This window comes from Streptomyces pseudoechinosporeus (assembly GCF_054783935.1).
The window spans coordinates 46,549-62,297 of the sequence record NZ_BAAGPS010000025.1 but is presented as its reverse complement, the minus strand read 5'-3'; the positions used below and the strand labels follow the sequence as shown (position 1 = coordinate 62,297).

At 69.5% G+C, this 15,749-nt stretch carries 16 protein-coding genes; 1 reads left to right on the top strand and 15 read right to left on the bottom strand.

All coding sequences use genetic code 11. From position 1 onward, the window contains the following. The 11 genes from lepB (ACYVO6_RS27275) to proS all read right to left on the bottom strand — a co-directional run bounded on the left by lepB (ACYVO6_RS27275) (nucleotide 1) and on the right by proS (nucleotide 8,680). Complete coding sequence (gene lepB, locus ACYVO6_RS27275; RefSeq protein ID WP_461065587.1) at nucleotides 1–747, bottom strand: signal peptidase I; 747 nt, start codon at nucleotides 745–747, stop codon at nucleotides 1–3. An 81-nt stretch (nucleotides 748–828) separates the two neighbouring features. Beyond that, nucleotides 829–1,782 (bottom strand): signal peptidase I, encoded by a 954-nt coding sequence (gene lepB / locus ACYVO6_RS27270; protein ID WP_461065585.1) that lies wholly within the window; start codon nucleotides 1,780–1,782, stop codon nucleotides 829–831. Continuing rightward, nucleotides 1,691–2,752, bottom strand: a complete 1,062-nt coding sequence (lepB, locus tag ACYVO6_RS27265; RefSeq protein WP_461065583.1) for a signal peptidase I — start codon at nucleotides 2,750–2,752, stop codon at nucleotides 1,691–1,693. The genes lepB (ACYVO6_RS27270) and lepB (ACYVO6_RS27265) overlap by 92 nt, the downstream gene beginning before the upstream one ends. After that, nucleotides 2,745–3,485, bottom strand: coding sequence for a signal peptidase I (gene lepB / locus ACYVO6_RS27260; protein WP_461065581.1), 741 nt, complete (start codon nucleotides 3,483–3,485; stop codon nucleotides 2,745–2,747). The genes lepB (ACYVO6_RS27265) and lepB (ACYVO6_RS27260) overlap by 8 nt, the downstream gene beginning before the upstream one ends. Before the next feature lie 43 nt (nucleotides 3,486–3,528). Next, on the bottom strand, nucleotides 3,529–3,879 hold the full coding sequence (gene rplS, locus ACYVO6_RS27255; RefSeq protein ID WP_019760519.1) for a 50S ribosomal protein L19: 351 nt from the start codon (nucleotides 3,877–3,879) through the stop codon (nucleotides 3,529–3,531). Between the two features lie 134 nt (nucleotides 3,880–4,013). Then, nucleotides 4,014–4,847 (bottom strand): tRNA (guanosine(37)-N1)-methyltransferase TrmD, encoded by an 834-nt coding sequence (gene trmD, locus ACYVO6_RS27250; protein WP_461065578.1) that lies wholly within the window; start codon nucleotides 4,845–4,847, stop codon nucleotides 4,014–4,016. Next, nucleotides 4,847–5,437: a ribosome maturation factor RimM gene (gene rimM, locus ACYVO6_RS27245; protein WP_461065576.1), complete on the bottom strand. Its 591-nt coding sequence runs from the start codon at nucleotides 5,435–5,437 to the stop codon at nucleotides 4,847–4,849. The genes trmD and rimM overlap by 1 nt, the downstream gene beginning before the upstream one ends. 82 nt (nucleotides 5,438–5,519) lie before the next feature. Next, nucleotides 5,520–5,759 (bottom strand): RNA-binding protein, encoded by a 240-nt coding sequence (locus tag ACYVO6_RS27240; RefSeq protein ID WP_033321114.1) that lies wholly within the window; start codon nucleotides 5,757–5,759, stop codon nucleotides 5,520–5,522. A 2-nt stretch (nucleotides 5,760–5,761) separates the two neighbouring features. Further along, a complete protein-coding gene (gene rpsP / locus ACYVO6_RS27235) occupies nucleotides 5,762–6,190 on the bottom strand; it encodes a 30S ribosomal protein S16 (protein ID WP_328768364.1) in 429 nt (142 codons plus the stop codon). Nucleotides 6,191–6,416: 226 nt separating this feature from the next. Then, complete coding sequence (locus ACYVO6_RS27230) at nucleotides 6,417–7,013, bottom strand: hypothetical protein (protein ID WP_461065574.1); 597 nt, start codon at nucleotides 7,011–7,013, stop codon at nucleotides 6,417–6,419. A gap of 251 nt (nucleotides 7,014–7,264) precedes the next feature. Further along, nucleotides 7,265–8,680, bottom strand: a complete 1,416-nt coding sequence (gene proS, locus ACYVO6_RS27225) for a proline--tRNA ligase (RefSeq protein WP_461065572.1) — start codon at nucleotides 8,678–8,680, stop codon at nucleotides 7,265–7,267. 232 nt (nucleotides 8,681–8,912) lie between these two features. Between proS and ACYVO6_RS27220 the strand changes: the two genes are divergently transcribed. Beyond that, nucleotides 8,913–9,770 (top strand): type 1 periplasmic-binding domain-containing protein, encoded by an 858-nt coding sequence (locus ACYVO6_RS27220; protein WP_461065570.1) that lies wholly within the window; start codon nucleotides 8,913–8,915, stop codon nucleotides 9,768–9,770. A gap of 76 nt (nucleotides 9,771–9,846) precedes the next feature. On the opposite strand, the gene ffh is transcribed toward ACYVO6_RS27220, so the two are convergent. From ffh to ACYVO6_RS27200, 4 genes are all read right to left on the bottom strand, one after another. Further along, complete coding sequence (ffh, locus tag ACYVO6_RS27215) at nucleotides 9,847–11,400, bottom strand: signal recognition particle protein (RefSeq protein WP_461065568.1); 1,554 nt, start codon at nucleotides 11,398–11,400, stop codon at nucleotides 9,847–9,849. 166 nt (nucleotides 11,401–11,566) lie between these two features. Next, nucleotides 11,567–14,023: a [protein-PII] uridylyltransferase gene (locus ACYVO6_RS27210; protein ID WP_461065566.1), complete on the bottom strand. Its 2,457-nt coding sequence runs from the start codon at nucleotides 14,021–14,023 to the stop codon at nucleotides 11,567–11,569. Between the two features lie 22 nt (nucleotides 14,024–14,045). Further along, nucleotides 14,046–14,384 (bottom strand): P-II family nitrogen regulator, encoded by a 339-nt coding sequence (locus tag ACYVO6_RS27205; protein ID WP_165263595.1) that lies wholly within the window; start codon nucleotides 14,382–14,384, stop codon nucleotides 14,046–14,048. Further along, a complete protein-coding gene (locus ACYVO6_RS27200; protein WP_461065564.1) occupies nucleotides 14,381–15,718 on the bottom strand; it encodes an ammonium transporter in 1,338 nt (445 codons plus the stop codon). The genes ACYVO6_RS27205 and ACYVO6_RS27200 overlap by 4 nt, the downstream gene beginning before the upstream one ends. Nucleotides 15,719–15,749 lie beyond the last annotated feature (31 nt).

The following is a 15,749-nucleotide window of genomic DNA, read 5'->3' as shown; positions in this document are numbered from 1 at the left end:
TCAGCCGGCAAGGACCTGCTCCTTGGCCGCCGTACCGCTCCGACGCCGTGCCGCCCGCTTGGCGAACGGCCCGTACGCGGCCCCGCCGAGGACAAGCACCGCGCCCGCCACGATCGCGGCGAGGACCAGCCTCAGGGGCCCGGGCTGAGAGATGCCGCCGAGCGTCTCGAAGCCGGTGGCACGGTCCAGCACCCCGTTCATGGGCCACACCACCGCGTCGACCCGCGCGTCCACCGAGCCGCGCGGCACCGAACCGTTGCCGGCCTCCGTGAGATGGGCGGTCGAGTCGAGGGAGCCGACGCGCTCGTCACCGAGCAGGAAGAGCCGGCCCTCGGGAACCGTGACGGTCGGGATCTTGCTCGCCTCGGCCTCGGAGCCCTTGGCCAGATACGGTTCTTCGATCTTCTTGCCGTTGACGGTCAGCTTGCCGTCTGTGCAGCAGGCGACCGTGTCGCCGCCGACCGCGACGACCCGCTTGACCATGGGGACGTTGCCCCAGCTGGCCTGCTTGAAGACGACGACGTCGCCACGCTGGACCTCACCGCCGTCGATCCGCTCGGCGAGGATCCGGTCGCCGGCCGCGATGGTGGGCGACATCGAGTCCGTCGGCACGGTGTACGGCTGGTAGACGACCGCGCCCCATGCGAATCCTCCGAGGAAGAGCACACAGCCGAGGGCCACGGCCAGCCCCGACAGCGTGCTGCCGAGCCGTCCGTGGCCCTCGTCCGTACGACGTGTCTGGCTCATCCCAGTGCTCCCCCGACTCGGAGAATCGACCCCGGGGCCCTCGCTGCGGCCCTCGGAAGATCGGCGATCTGGGATGGCACCCTACCTGGCGGTACCCCGCCCAGAAACCCTGGCGTTTCCGACGGTAATCCGGCGCCTGCGCCACAACACCAGGGGCACCGCGCCCGCGAGGCCCAGCGCGCCCGGAGCCGCGGCGCTGAGTCCCTGGTCGAAGGTCTCCGGCACCGGCAGCGTGGACCAGCGGGTGGGCGGCCAGGCGACCACGATGGCGCGGCCCACGACGTTGTCCACGGGGACGAAGCCGTCGTTCTCGTCCTGCTGGTGGTAGCGGGAGTCCAGAGAGTTCTGCCTGTGGTCACCCATGACCCAGATTTTGCCCGGGGGTACCGTCTTCTTGAACTGGCCGCCCGAGTCGTCGACGCTGCACGGCGTGTTCCCGGGGTACACGTACGGCTCGTCCAGCTCCTTGCCGTTGACCTTCAGCGGCCCTGTGCCCTTGCACTCGACGGTGTCTCCGGCGACCGCGACGACCCGCTTGATGAGGTCCTTCTCGTCGGCGGACGGCATCAGGCCGATCCAGCTGAGGGCCGTCTGGATCGCGTTCGGGTTGGGGGCCGGTTCACCCGCCAGCCAGCCGTCGGGGTCGTGGAAGACGACGACCTCGCCGCGCTCGGGCTCGGAGCCGAACCACGGGGTGAGCTTGTCGACCAGGACGCGGTCACCCTGCTGAAGGGTGTTCTGCATCGAGTCCGAGGGGATCGAGAACGCCTGCACCAGGAAGGTCTTGATCAGCAGTGCGAGGACCAGCGCGATACCGATGAGAAGCGGGAGTTCCTTCCAGAAGGACCGCTGCTTCTTCGGCTTCGGGGCGTCCTCGCCGCCCTGCTCGTGCCTGTCACCGCCGTCTCCGGATCCGGAGTCGCCCGCGGAGGGCACGACGTCCTCAGTGGCCGGGGGAGCCGTCTGTTCCGGTCGCTCCGGTTTCTCCTCCGGACCCTCGTGCCCGGACCGTGCTCCGACCGCCAAATCCCCCACATCCACTCCTCACTCCGTGCCACCACCCGCGCCCTGTGCGGCGCAGGCCCACCACTCCCATAACGAGCGGGAGTTCCGCAGGGCTCGGGAGCGGGATCAATCCGTATCGATCCGCATTGGCCACCCTATGCGACGCGCCGAGGGCGGTGGTCGACCCGCCGGGCGCGTCGGGCACGGACACATAGGTGTCCTGTTCTTCCAGGCCTCGCCAGTGGCCGATGGGCCAGGCGATGACCATGGCGCGGCCGACAACCTCCTCTTCGGAAACGGTGCCGTTGTAAGCCTCGGTGCGGTGGAAACGGGAGTCGGCGGAGTTGTCCCGGTGGTCGCCCATGACCCACAGACGGCCCGCGGGCACCTTCACCTCGAACGGGATCGAGGAGGGTTTGTTGCCGGGATGGATGTAAGCCTCATTGAGAGGCATGCCATTGACGGTGACGCGGCCCTGGGCGTCGCAGCACTTGACGGTGTCACCGCCGACCGCGACGACCCGCTTGATCAGGTCCCGTTCGTTCTCGGAGGGCAGCAGGCCGATGAAGGTCAGCACCTGCTTGACCTGCTTGACGACGATGGGGTCTTCGTTCTTCGCGATCGGCTGCTCGTCCTCGAGCCATCCCCCGGGGTCCTTGAAGACGACGACGTCGCCGCGTGTGGGCTTGGAGCCGAACCACGGGGTGAGCTTGTCGACCAGGACGCGGTCACCGATCCGGATCGTCTGCTCCATGGAGCCCGACGGGATCACGAAGGCCTGGACGAGGAACGTCTTCAGGACGAGGGCTATGAGCAGGGCGACGCCTATGAGGAGCGGTATCTCCTTGATCGCCGAGCGCTGCCTTCGCCGCTTGACCTTGCGGGCGAGCTTGCGCCGCTCGGCCCGCCCGGGGCCTACGCGGCCGCTGGTCGGCCGGTATCCGGTGGGCAGTCGGGTGTCGACGCGGTGGCTTCCGCGCGGTCGTCCTCGGTTACCCATGCGCACCGACCGTTGTGTTCAGCTCGTTCGCCTCCGGGGCGGGCACGCGCGCGTAGACGTCGGCGGGGTCCAGGCGGGTCCAGTGGTCCGTGGGCCAGGCGATCCAGTCGGCTCTGCCGATCACGTCACCTACAGGAACCATGCCGCCGCCCGGTGAGCCCAGATGGTCGCGGGAGTCACTGGAGTCGCCACGGTGGTCGCCGAGGACGAACAGGGTGCCGTCGGGCACAACGACGTCGAAGGGCACCTCGGACGGCTTGTTCCCCGGGTACAGAAACGTCGATTCGTCGACCGGCCGGCCGTTCACCTCGATCCTCCCCTGCCTGTCGCAGCAGACCACACGGTCTCCCCCCACACCGACGACTCGTTTGATGTAGTCGGCGCTGCCGAAATGGCCGGTGCCGTCGAACACGACGACATCGCCGCGGTTCGGCTCGGCACCAAAACGGTACGCCAACTTATTTACGAGAACGCGGTCCCCGATCCTCAATCCTGGCTCCATCGAACCACTGGGAATTTGGAACGGCTGCATCACAAACCGACTCAAAAGCAGCAGAAAAACCAAGCAGAAGAGCACAGTGAGGCTGATACGACCACCGGGAAGCCAGTCGGCGGCCCAGGACACCAACGAGAAACGCGACCGTCCCTCCGTTCCCTCTGTGGCCGAGATCTCCTCGGCTTCGGAAGGGCGGGAGGAGCGGTCGCGCTCCGTCGACTGTGCTTCGGCGTCCATCGGGCCAGATGCTATCCGGCCCGCATATGAACCCGGCGCGAGCTCAGCTCTCGCGCTTCTCCTTGATCTTCGCGGCCTTGCCGCGCAGGTCGCGCAGGTAGTACAGCTTGGCGCGACGGACGTCACCGCGGGTGACGAGCTCGATCTTCTCGACGATCGGGGTGTGCACCGGGAAGGTGCGCTCGACGCCGACGGAGAACGAGACCTTGCGGACCGTGAAGGTCTCACGGACACCAGCGCCCTGGCGACGGATGACTACGCCCTTGAACTGCTGCACACGGGAGCGGTTGCCCTCGATGACGCGGACGTGGACGTTGACCGTGTCGCCCGGGCGGAAGGCCGGGACGTCGCTGCGCAGCGACGCGGCGTCGACGGAGTCGAGCAGGTGAGACATGATCGTCTGCTTTCTTCGCTGATGCCACAGGTCATCAACGGGAACTAGGTTTCCAGGAGGTGGGCTGCCGTGTCGGGGCGGGCGTCGTGTCCCCCTGTGGCAGGGGCGCACGCTGGACGACGTACAGCAGCGGTCTATTCTTCCACGCCCTCTGGCCTGCGCCAAAATCGGCCGTAGGGCTTCCCCTCCGGGTCCGGGGCCCAACCCAGGATGGAGAGCATTTCGCGGTCCTTCTTGTCGAAGACCGAAGGGTCGCAGCGCTCGATGAGGTCCGGCCGGTTGGCCGCCGTACGCCGCAGGGCCTCGTCGCGGCGCCAGCGGGCGATCTTCCCGTGGTGGCCGCTGAGCAGGACGTCCGGGATGCCTCGGCCGCGCCACTGGGGCGGCTTCGTGTAAATGGGCCCCTCCAGGAGGCTCGCCATGGCGCCGGGTGCGAAGGAGTCGTCCCTGTGTGACTCTGCATTGCCCAGGACGCCGGGCAGCAGCCGCGCCACGGCCTCCGTGATCACCAGTACGGCCGCCTCGCCGCCGGCCAGGACGTAATCGCCGATGGACACCTCGTAGACAGGCATCCGGGTCGCGTACTCGTCGATGACGCGGCGGTCGATGCCCTCGTAGCGAGCGGGCGCGAACAGCAGCCAGGGCCGCCCCGAGAGCTCGACAGCGAGTTCCTGGGTGAAGGGCCGACCGCTGGGCGTGGGGACGACCAGAGCGGGCGCGTGAGAGCCGGTCTCGTAGCCGTCCGCGAGCACGGAGTCCAGGGCTTCGCCCCAGGGCTCGGTCTTCATGACCATGCCGGGGCCGCCGCCATAGGGGGTGTCGTCGACGGTGCTGTGCCGGTCGTACGTCCACTGCCGTAGATCATGCACGTGCACATTCAGCTGTCCACGCGCGCGTGCCTTGCCGACCAGGGAGACGTTCAGGGGCTCCAGGTACTCGGGGAAGATCGTGACGACGTCGAGCCGCATTACGCCTCTTCTCCGGAGGACGCGTTTTCAGCATCCCTGGAGGAGACGCTGGGTCCATCAGCGACTTCGTCGCGGGCCGCCTGGTCGTCGATCAGCCCCGGCGGTGGGTCGATGACCGCCCGCTGCCGCTCCAGGTCGATCTCCAGGACGATCTCCGCGACGAACGGGATCAGCGCCTCGCTGCCGTCGGCCCCCTCCACCACGAAGAGGTCCTGCGAGGGCAGATGCGAGATCTCCGTGATCCGTCCGACCTCGGCGCCATCCTTGGTGACGACGTCCAGGTCCATCAGCTGGTGGTCGTAGTACTCGTCCGGGGCCTCGGGCCTCTCGTCCGGGTCGACCTCGGCGATCAGCAGGGTGTTGCGCAGCGCCTCCGCGGCGGTCCGGTCGCGTACGCCCTCGAAGCGCAGCAGCAGACGGCCGCTGTGGACACGGCCCGTCTCGATGGTCAGCGGGCCGGCCGAGGCGGGGTCCGTGGCCAGCACGGCGCCGGGCGCGAGCCGCAGCTCCGGCTCGTCGGTGCGTACCTCGACGGTGACCTCGCCCTTGATGCCGTGGGCACGGCCTACGCGAGCGACTACCAGCTGCACAGTGCTTGATCTCCTGTCGTACGACTACGGGCCGGGGACGGCCCAGTGGCCCTCCCCGGCCCGAGCCGGTGTTGCGTATACGTCAGCGAACCTGGTCCACGTCGACGAGGTCGACGCGGACTCCGCGGCCGCCGATGGCGCCCACGACGGTGCGCAGGGCGCGCGCGGTGCGGCCGTTGCGACCGATCACCTTGCCAAGGTCGTCGGGGTGCACCCGGACCTCGAGGACACGCCCGCGACGCAGGTCGCGCGAGGCGACCTGCACATCGTCGGGGTTGTCGACGATGCCCTTCACGAGGTGCTCGAGAGCCTCCTCGAGCATGCTCAGGCCTCGGTCGACTCAGAGGAAGAAGACTCGGCCTTGGCCTCGTCCTTCTTCTCAGCCTTCTTCTTCGGGGTGATGGCCTCACCCTTGCCCTCGTCGTCGCCGCCAAGGGCCTCGAACGACGGACGGGCGGCCTTCTCCGCCGGCTGCAGCAGCGGCGGCGGGGCGGGCTCGCCCTTGTACTTCTGCCAGTCGCCGGTCTTCTTCAGGATGGCGAGCACCGGCTCGGTCGGCTGGGCGCCGACGGACAGCCAGTACTGCGCGCGCTCCGAGTCCACCTCGATACGCGACGGGTTCTGTACCGGGTGGTACAGGCCGATCTCCTCGATGGCCCGGCCGTCACGGCGGGTACGGGAGTCGGCGACGACGATGCGGTAGTGAGGCGAACGGATCTTGCCCAGACGCTTCAGCTTGATCTTGACTGCCACGGAAGTGGTGTCTCCTGGTCTTGACGTGGTTGGGCACGGCGAGATTGCCGCGTGGGGTTGCGGTACCCGAGTGCCCGATGGACGCGTCAGCCGGAGGAGAGAGGGGTCCTGTGCGGCTGTCGAGTACAGCCAGCCATTCTGCCATACGTGGACGGGCATGCCGAACCGGGACCGTGGCCGTCACCAGGACGGCCACGGGGGTCACCATCCCCGTCCGGGGCGCCGCTCAGCCCGCTGCGGCGCCGACCACCTCGGGGATGCGGAACGGCTTCCCGCAGCCGCCGCAGACGATGGGCGCCTGGGCAAGGACCGACGGGACGACGCGGACGTTACGCCCGCAGTCGCAGACCGCCTTGACCCGGACACCTCCTCCGGAGGAGCCGTGCCGGGCGGCAGGGCCCCGGAAGCTGCGGGCCGTGTCGGTGGTGGTCGCGGCGGTGTGCGCCTTGAGGGCGCGCGTCAGCCGCTCGATCGTCGGGCGGTAGCGCCGCTTCGCCTCGGGGCTGAGCGTGACCAGCGAGAAGCCACTGCTGGGATGCGGCTCCTCGCGGTGGTCGAGGCCCAGCTCCTCGGCAATAGCGAGGAATCTGCGGTTGTGGTACCGGCCGGCGCGGGAGGTGTCTCGGACTCCTCGGGCGGCGGCGATGCCGTGGACTGCCTCATGAAGCAGTCGCTCGAAGGAGAGCTCGTGTCCGCAGGCGGACGACGACTCCCCGATCAGGGACTCGGGCGCGGCAAGATCCGGCAGTTCGGGGTGGTGCCGCTGAATGTCGGCCCACGCCCCTGCCAGCTCTGCGGCGAGAACAGGTGGTGTCGTGCTCACGTCGTGACAACGAGCCTGAGTGCCCGTGTGTTCCTATTCCGGGGCATCCCAAATAATTTGCACGTACCCGTCAGTTGCCGCTGATGCGTCCGGACGAGGGCGGGTGCGCTGATCTGCGGAGAAGCCTCACAGCTCATACCAAGCTGGTACGTAGTCATACGTACGCCCCGACGCGTAGACGATGTCCGCGCGTCGGGGCACCTGGAGTCATCAGTTGCGCAAGAGGCGTTTTCAGCCGCTCTCGTCGGGCCTCAGTAAGCGCGCGCGACGACGGCGACGTTACCGGGTGCGCCCTCGGACTCGGGAACCGACCCGTCCTCGGCGACCAGACACCGTACGGTCACGGCGTGCTCGGCCAGCTTGGCCTCGCCTTCCGCGCCAAGGTCGGCCCAGGGGATGCGCGCCCAGCCGCCGGCGGCTGCCGCCTCGACGGCCTCGTCGATCGTCGACACCTCGGCCGTACGGGACTCACGGCGCTCGCGCGACTGCCGCAGAAGAAGCGTCTGGTCCTCCTCCAGGACAGCGGGCAGCAGGCCGGCGAGCGAGTCGATCGCCACCGGCTCCTTGCTGCCAGGGATGCGCCGGGTCAGCATCGCGGTGCCGCTCTCCAGGTCACGGGGGCCGACCTCGATGCGTACGGGTACGCCCTTGAGCTCCCAGTCGACGGCGCGTCGGCCGAACGGCGTGTCCGTGCGGTCGTCCACGTGGACGCGTACGCCTGCCGCCTTCAGCCGGTCGCCGATCTCGCGGACCTTGGCCAGAACCGCGTCGTCGCCCTTCACGGCGAGGACGACGGCCTGGACGGCGGCGAGACGGGGCGGGATCCGGAGTCCGTTGTCGTCGCCGTGCATCATCACCAGGGCGCCGATCATGCGGGTGGTCGATCCCCAGGAGGTCTGCCAGACCAGTTCCTGCGTGCCTTCTTTCGACAGGAAGCGGGTGTTGAACGCCTTCGCGAAGTTCTGGCCGAGCTCATGGCTGGTGCCCAGCTGGAGGGCCTTGCCGTCGCCCATCATGCCTTCGAGCGTGAGGGTGTTGATGGCGCCCGCGAAGCGCTCCTTGGTGGTCTTGCGGCCGAGGACGACGTCCATCGCGAGGGTGTTCTCCATGAAGTCCGCGTAGACGTGGCGCTGGATACGGGCCGCGAAATCACGCGCCTCCTCGTACGTGGCGTGCGCGGTGTGCCCCTCCTGCCACAGGAACTCGGTGGTCCGCAGGAAGAGGCGCGGACGCAGCTCCCAGCGCACCACGTTCCCCCACTGGTTGATCAGCAGCGGCAGGTCGCGGTAGCTCTGCACCCACTTCGAGAAGGAGGCGTTGATGATCATCTCTGAGGTGGGGCGGACGACGGCGGGCTCCTCGAGTTCCTTGCCGCCGCCATGTGTGACCACAGCCAGCTCGGGCGCGAAACCCTCGACGTGGTCGGCCTCCCTGGCGAGGTAGGACTGCGGGATCAGGAGCGGGAAGTACGCGTTTTGGGTGCCCGTCTCCTTGATGCGGGCATCCATGTCCTGCTGCATCCGTTCCCACAGCCCGTACCCGTACGGTCGGATCACCATGGTGCCGCGCACCGGTCCGTTGTCGGCCAGCTCGGCCTTGGTGATCAGATCCTGGTACCAGCGCGGAAAATCGTCCGCCCGGGGAGTGAGAACAGGTGCCTTTGCCATGGTGCGAAGGGTACGGCGACCACTGTCCCGATCGTGACCGAATTATTCCTCCGAGCGCCAACCGGCCAGGGCGCATTGAGGCGCGTACAGGTGGCACACAAGCAGAGGCCCGCAACCCCTGGACGCCACGACGAGCGCGGAGTTTCCTGGCATACGGGGGGAGTGCCAGCGCACTGCACGGGGGCAAAGGAATCGGGGCACAGCAGCAACTCTCGGTGGATTGGGGCGCTTTATGACACCTACGCTCGTGCGGCAGCACCTGCCTCACGCTGGACCCACGTCCCGTGTGGACCCGTGCTCACGCGCGCGTGACTGGGTCGAGATCCAGGAACGGATGCTCGTCCCCCTCTACGAAGCCGTCTACGAACGACTCGAAGTAGGCCCCTCGACCCGCCTGCTCGGCCTCGGCTGCGGCTCCGGCCTCGCCCTCCTGATGGCGGCGTCACGGGGCGCCACGGTCACCGGTGTCGACTCGTGCACACCCGAACGGCTGGCCCTCGCGAGGGAACGTCTGCTGCCCGAAACGTGGGGCACGCGCGCGCGTGCCGAGGTGCGACTGGTCGATGGGACCCCTGAAGACGCGGCCGACGTGAAGACGCCCGCGTACAACCTGGTGACCGCCTTCGAACCGATCGGCTGCATGGCCGGGGACTCCGAAGGGCTCGGCGAGCTCCTGTCGGCCGCGACACCGCTCGCTGCCCGCGGGACTCCGGTGGTGCTGGTCGGCTGGGGTCCGCCGGAACGTTGCGCCACCTCGTCCGTGCTGCGGGTCGCCACCAAGCTGGCGGACCCCCTGCGCAGTACGGGGAGCTGGCGCCCCGCCCGCCGCGACGACCTGGAGGAGGTCGCCCAGCGCGCCGGCCTGAGGCCCGACGGCTCCGGGCGGGTGGCCTGCCCCTTCGGGTACGCCGACATGGACAACGCGGTACGCGGCCTGCTGTCCACGGGGCTCTTCGACGCGGCCGTCGCCGCGACCGACCAGGCCCAGGTCGACAAGGAGCTGACGGAAGCGCTCCATCCGCATCAGCGACGCGACGGCACGGTGTGGATGCCGAATGTGTTCCGGTACCTGATCGCGCGTACGCCTTAAGGAGTCGGGGCCCCATTACGTCGCTGGGGGCGCCCTCCCGAAGAGGGGCGCCCTCAGCGACGTACGGAAAAACCCCTCAGCCCATGAACTTCTTGAACTCGTCGGGCAGTTCGAAGTCCTGCGGCTGCTGCCCGCCCGGCAGGCCGAGGGCACCCCCGGCCTGGCTCGCGGCCTCGCGGCGGGCCGCGGCCTCCTGCTCCTGCTGCTTGCGCTTCATGGGGTTGCCGGAGCGCTGCTTGCCCTTGGCCTTCTTGGGCGCCTTCTTCTGCCGACCGGGGCCGCCTCCCGAGCCCGGCATCCCGGGCATACCCGGCATGCCGCCGCCCTGGGCCATGCGGGACATCATCTTGCGCGCCTCGAAGAACCGCTCGACCAGGCCCTTCACCGCGCTGACCTCGACACCGGAACCCTTGGCGATACGCGCGCGCCGCGAGCCGTTGATGATCGTCGGGTCCTGGCGCTCGCCCGGAGTCATCGACTTGATGATCGCGGCCGTACGGTCGACGTCGCGCTCGTCGAGGTTGTTGATCTGGTCCTTGATCTGGCCCATGCCCGGGAGCATGCCGAGCAGCTTGGAGATGGAGCCCATCTTCCTGACCTGCTCCATCTGGGCCAGGAAGTCGTCGAGCGTGAAGTCCTTGCCCTTGCTGGAGGCCAGCTTGGAGGCCATCTGCTCGGCCTCTTGCTGCGAGAAGGTCTGCTCGGCCTTCTCGATCAGCGTGAGCATGTCGCCCATGCCGAGGATGCGGGACGCCATGCGATCCGGGTGGAACGCGTCGAAGTCGTCCAGCTTCTCGCCGTTCGAGGCGAACATGACCTGGCGGCCGGTGACATGCGCGATGGACAGCGCCGCACCACCGCGGGCGTCACCATCGAGCTTCGAGAGCACCACACCGTCGAAGCCGACGCCGTCGCGGAAGGCCTCGGCGGTGTTGACCGCGTCCTGACCGACCATCGCGTCGACGACGAAGAGGATCTCGTCGGGCGAGACCGCGTCACGGATGTCGGCCGCCTGCTGCATCAGCTCCTGGTCGATGCCGAGCCGGCCCGCGGTGTCGACGATGACGACGTCGTGCAGCTTCTGCTTCGCGTACTCGATGGAGTCCTTGGCGACCTGGACCGGGTCGCCGACGCCGTTGCCCGGCTGGGGCGCGTAGACGCCGACGCCCGCGCGCTCGGCGACGACGCTCAGCTGGTTCACGGCGTTCGGACGCTGGAGGTCGCAGGCGACGAGCACGGGGGTGTGGCCCTGGCTCTGGAGCCACTTGCCGAGCTTTCCGGCGAGCGTGGTCTTACCGGCGCCCTGCAGACCCGCGAGCATGATCACGGTCGGCGGCTGCTTGGCGAAGCGCAGCCGGCGGGTCTCGCCGCCGAGGATGCCGACGAGCTCCTCGTTGACGATCTTGATGACCTGTTGCGATGGATTGAGCGCCTTGGAGACCTCGCTGCCCAGTGCCCTTTCCTTCACACGCTTGATGAAGGCCCGGACAACCGGAAGGGCTACGTCCGCTTCGAGCAGGGCGATACGGATCTCGCGCGCCGTGGCGTCGATGTCCGCCTCAGTGAGGCGGCCTTTGCCCCGCAGGGTTTTGAAGGTATTCGCCAAGCGGTCGGAGAGAGTATCGAACACGGCGCTCGTCGGTCCTCAGGTCGGGGGCAGGTGAATCGCACTCCAGAGTATCCGGCCGGGGCAAATAAGTGGCCCTCGCCCGACCACCGGGCCGGGCGAGGGCCATACCCCGCGTCGGCGGGGAACACATCAGGTAAAGGCACAACCCGGCCCCCAGGTCACGCCCTCACTCCCGAAGCGTCTCCTCCAGCGCCCGGGCCACCGAAGCCGCCTCCTCCCCCGGCAGCGGCGCCCCTTCGGGACCCGTCACGTAGAAGGCATCCACCGCGTTCGCGCCCAGTGTGGAGACGTGCGCGCTCCGCACGCGGACGTTCGACTCCTCCAGGGCCCGCCCGATGCGGTGCAGCAACCCGGGCGCGTCATGGGCCCGCACCTCGATCACCGTGGCCCGCCGCGACCCGACCGAAGCGACCGTCACCCGCGGCGGCGGCGCGATGATCCCCCGTCGCCGGGGATACGCGGCGTCCCTCTCGGCGAGCCGCCCGGCGATGTCGAGGGAGCCGTCGAGGGCGCGCACGAGGTCCGCGCGGAGCCGGGCGGCCTGCGGCAACGAGCCGTACTCGGCGGCGACACGCCAGTCGAGGAGCAGCACGGAGCCCTCGGAGCCCTGGACGGAGTCCGGCAGATCCAGCTCCCGCAGCTCCGCCGTACGCACGGTGAGCCGGTGCATCGCTAGTACGCCGGCCACGGCGGGCAGCACCCCGGACTGGTCCGGCACCGCGATGAGCAGTTCCACGCCGAGGGGTTCCGGCTCGCCCGAGGGGTCCTCGGACGGCGGCTCGGTCTGGGCGCGCAGGGAGAGTACGGGGCTGCCGGTGCGGAACGCCTCGATCGCGAGCCGCTCCTGCTCGGCGGTGGGCGCGGCGGTCTCCGGCTCCTCGGGGACGTCCCCGGCGAGTACGGCCGAGACCCGCTTGACCAGGTCGGCCACCAGGGAAGCGCGCCACGAGGACCAGGCGGCGGGCCCGGTGGCCAGCGCGTCCGCCTCGGTGAGCGCGTGCAGCAGCTCCAGCGTGCCCTGCGAGCCGACCGCCTCGGCGACGGAGCGCACCGTCGCAGGGTCCTCCAGGTCGCGCCGGGTCGCCGTCTCGACGAGCAGCAGGTGATGGCGTACGAGGGTGGCGAGCGTCGCGACGTCCGCGCGGTCGAAGCCGATCCGGGCGGCCACGTCGCGCGCGATGATCTCGCCTGCGACGGAGTGGTCGCCGGGCCAGCCCTTGCCGATGTCGTGCAGCAGCGCGGAGACCAGGAGGAGGTCGGGGCGGCCGACGCGGCGGGTCAGCTCGGAGGCCTGCACCGCGGTCTCGATGAGGTGCCGGTCGACGGTCCAGATGTGGACGGCGTTGCGTTGCGGGCGGCAGCGGACGCGCTCCCAGTCGGGCAGCAGCCGGGTGATCAGGCCCTCCGCCTCCAGGGCCTCCCAGACCTCGATGGTCGAAGGGCCGGAGCCGAGCAGGGTGACCAGCTGTTCGCGGGCCTCGGCGGGCCAGGGCGTGGGGAGCGGGCGGGCCACGGCGGCCATCCGGCGGACGGCGTGCAGCGAGAGCGGCAGTCCGGACTGGGCGGCAGCGGCGGCGGCACGCAGCGGCAGCACCGGGTCGCGTTCGGGGCGGGCGGCGCGGGCGAGGACGACCTCGCCGTCCTGCTCGACGACGCCTTCCGCCAGCGGGGAACGCTCGGGGACCGGCTTGCCACCGCCGAGCATGGCGCGCAGACGCGGGCGTACGGCGCGCGACTTGAGCACGCGCCCCACTTCACGCCAGGTGACGTCACTGGCGTACGAGATGACGCGGGCGGCCTCGTACACCTGGCGCAGCAGGGTGTCGGCATCCAACAGGCCGAGTTCCGCAGCGACCTGGTCCTGCTCCTGGAGCGAGAGCCGGTCGGTGGCGCGGCCGGTCGCGAGGTGCAGGGCGTCGCGGACGTCGAGTATCCGCTTGCGCGCGTCGGCGAGGCCTTCGCGCGGGGCGTCCGCGAGCCAGGAGGCGGCGACGGCGCGCAGGGCGGTGGCGTCGCGGAGTCCGCCGCGCGCTTCCTTGAGGTCCGGTTCGAGGAGGTACTGCAACTCGCCCTGGCGCTCGGCCCGTTCGGCGCACAGCTCCTGGAGTTCGGGCAGGCGTTTGGGCGCCTGGTTGCGCCAGTCGGCGAGGACGGTCGTACGCAGTCCGGCGGTCAGGCCGAGGTCGCCCGCGAGATGGCGGGCGTCGAGCAGGCCGAGCTGGACCTTCAGGTCGTCGCCCGCGGTCTTGCGCGCCTCGGCCGGCGTACGGACGGAGTGGTCGAGGGCGAGGCCGAGGTCCCACACGGGGTACCAGATGCGGTCGGCGAGGGCGGCGACCGCGTCCGGGTCGGCGCTGCCGTCGTGCAGGAGCAGCAGGTCGAGGTCGCTACGTGGGGAGAGTTCGCCGCGGCCGTAGCCGCCGACGGCGATGAGGGAGACGCCGCGCAGCCCTTCGGCTCCGGCGTCGAACAGACCGGTGAGCCAGTCGTCGGTCAGTTCCGCGAGGGCCGCACGGCGCGGCGGCCCGGACCGCGCCCCCTCCTGGAGGAGGCGCAGCCGGGCCGCCGCATAGCCGCTGGGTCCCGAGTCCTCTGCTTCCGTACGTACTTCCGTACTCGTCACCCAGCGACTCCTGTTCTTCTCTTTACAGCGCGTCGGGTCCGCGCTCGCCGGTCCGGACCCGGACGGCCGTCTCGACCGGGATGGACCAGACCTTGCCGTCTCCGATCTTGCCGGTACGGGCCGCCTTGACGATGACGTCGACCAGCTGTTCGGCGTCGTCGTCCTCGGCCAGCACCTCGATACGGATCTTGGGGACCAGGTCGACGGTGTACTCGGCGCCGCGGTAGACCTCGGTGTGTCCCCGCTGACGACCGTAACCGCTGGCCTCGGTGACCGTCAGTCCGTGCACGCCGAAGGCCTGGAGGGCTTCCTTGATCTCGTCGAGCCGGTGAGGCTTGACGACTGCGGTGATGAGCTTCATGCGTCCACCTTCTTGGACTCCGACGGAACCGGGGCCGGATTCGCGCTCCGGGCGGAGCCGCCGCCGGCGCCGCTGAAGTCGTATGCGGTTTCGGCGTGCTCCGCCTGGTCGATACCCGCGACCTCCTCGTCCTCGCTGACCCGCATCCCGAGCGTCTTGTCGATCAGGAAGGCGAGGACCGCGGAGGCGACGAGAGAGTAACCGAGGACCGCGAAGACACCGGCGCACTGCTTCCAGAACTGGTCCAGGCCGCCGCCGTAGAAGAGGCCCGCGACGTCGGACTGGCCGCCGCCGGTGGCGAAGAAGCCGATGAGCAGGGAGCCGGCGACACCGCCGACGAGGTGGACGCCGACGACGTCGAGCGAGTCGTCGTAGCCGAACTTGTACTTCAGGCCGACGGCCATGGCACACAGCACACCGGCGATGGCGCCGACGGCGATCGCGCCGAGCGGGGAGACCGCGCCACCGGACGGGGTGATCGCGACCAGACCGGCGACCGCGCCGGAGGCGGCACCGAGGGTGGTGAACGCGCCGTGGCGGATCTTCTCGTAGGCGAGCCAGGCGAGTACGGCGGCGGCGGTGGCGACCTGCGTGTTGATGAACATCAGCGCGCCGACGCCGTCATCGTTGCCGAGCCAGGAGCCGGCGTTGAAACCGAACCAGCCGAACCACAGCAGACCGGCGCCGAGCATGACCAGCGGCAGGCTGTGCGGGCGCATCGGGTCCTTCTTGAAGCCGACGCGCTTGCCGATGACCAGGATCACGCCGAGCGCTGCGGCACCCGCGTTGATGTGCACCGCCGTACCACCGGCGAAGTCGATCACACCGAGCTCGAAGGCCCAGCCGCCGGCACCCCAGACCCAGTGCGCGACCGGGAAGTAGACGACCGTGGCCCACAGGGCGACGAACAGGGCCCACGCCGAGAACTTCACACGGTCCGCGAGGGCGCCGCTGATCAGGGCGGGCGTGATGATGGCGAACATCAGCTGGAAGACGGCGAAGACGTAGATCGGGATCGTGTAGCCGTCCCAGAGCTGCGTGAGGCCGATGCCGCTGAGCCCGACGTAGTCCGAGGACCAGCCGATGATGCTGCCGGAGTCGGTACCGAACGCCATGGAGAAGCCGTACAGCACCCACAGAATGGTGACGATCCCCAGGCTGATGAAGCTCATCATCAGCATGTTGAGGGTGCTCTTGACGCGGACCATGCCTCCGTAGAAGAAGGCCAGGCCCGGTGTCATGAGCATCACCAGGGCAGAACAGATGAGCATGAACCCGGTGTTGGCGGCAGACAGCGTGGGTGCGTCTGCGGCCAGGGTGATGGCTGGTGCCATCGGCGTCTCCTCGTCGTTGGTACGGCCCCGT

What these genes read in the sequence shown, in the direction of transcription:
- trmD (WP_461065578.1), bottom strand. Translation starts at nt 4,847, where the DNA reads ATGCGGCTCGACGTCGTCACGATCTTCCCCGAGTACCTGGAGCCCCTG.
- lepB (WP_461065581.1), bottom strand. Translation starts at nt 3,485, where the DNA reads ATGGACGCCGAAGCACAGTCGACGGAGCGCGACCGCTCCTCCCGCCCT.
- proS (WP_461065572.1), bottom strand. Translation starts at nt 8,680, where the DNA reads ATGGCAAAGGCACCTGTTCTCACTCCCCGGGCGGACGATTTTCCGCGC.
- ACYVO6_RS27240 (WP_033321114.1), bottom strand. Translation starts at nt 5,759, where the DNA reads ATGCTCGAGGAGGCTCTCGAGCACCTCGTGAAGGGCATCGTCGACAAC.
- ACYVO6_RS27205 (WP_165263595.1), bottom strand. Translation starts at nt 14,384, where the DNA reads ATGAAGCTCATCACCGCAGTCGTCAAGCCTCACCGGCTCGACGAGATC.
- rplS (WP_019760519.1), bottom strand. Translation starts at nt 3,879, where the DNA reads ATGTCTCACCTGCTCGACTCCGTCGACGCCGCGTCGCTGCGCAGCGAC.
- ACYVO6_RS27220 (WP_461065570.1), top strand. Translation starts at nt 8,913, where the DNA reads ATGACACCTACGCTCGTGCGGCAGCACCTGCCTCACGCTGGACCCACG.
- lepB (WP_461065587.1), bottom strand. Translation starts at nt 747, where the DNA reads ATGAGCCAGACACGTCGTACGGACGAGGGCCACGGACGGCTCGGCAGC.
- ACYVO6_RS27200 (WP_461065564.1), bottom strand. Translation starts at nt 15,718, where the DNA reads ATGGCACCAGCCATCACCCTGGCCGCAGACGCACCCACGCTGTCTGCC.
- lepB (WP_461065583.1), bottom strand. Translation starts at nt 2,752, where the DNA reads ATGGGTAACCGAGGACGACCGCGCGGAAGCCACCGCGTCGACACCCGA.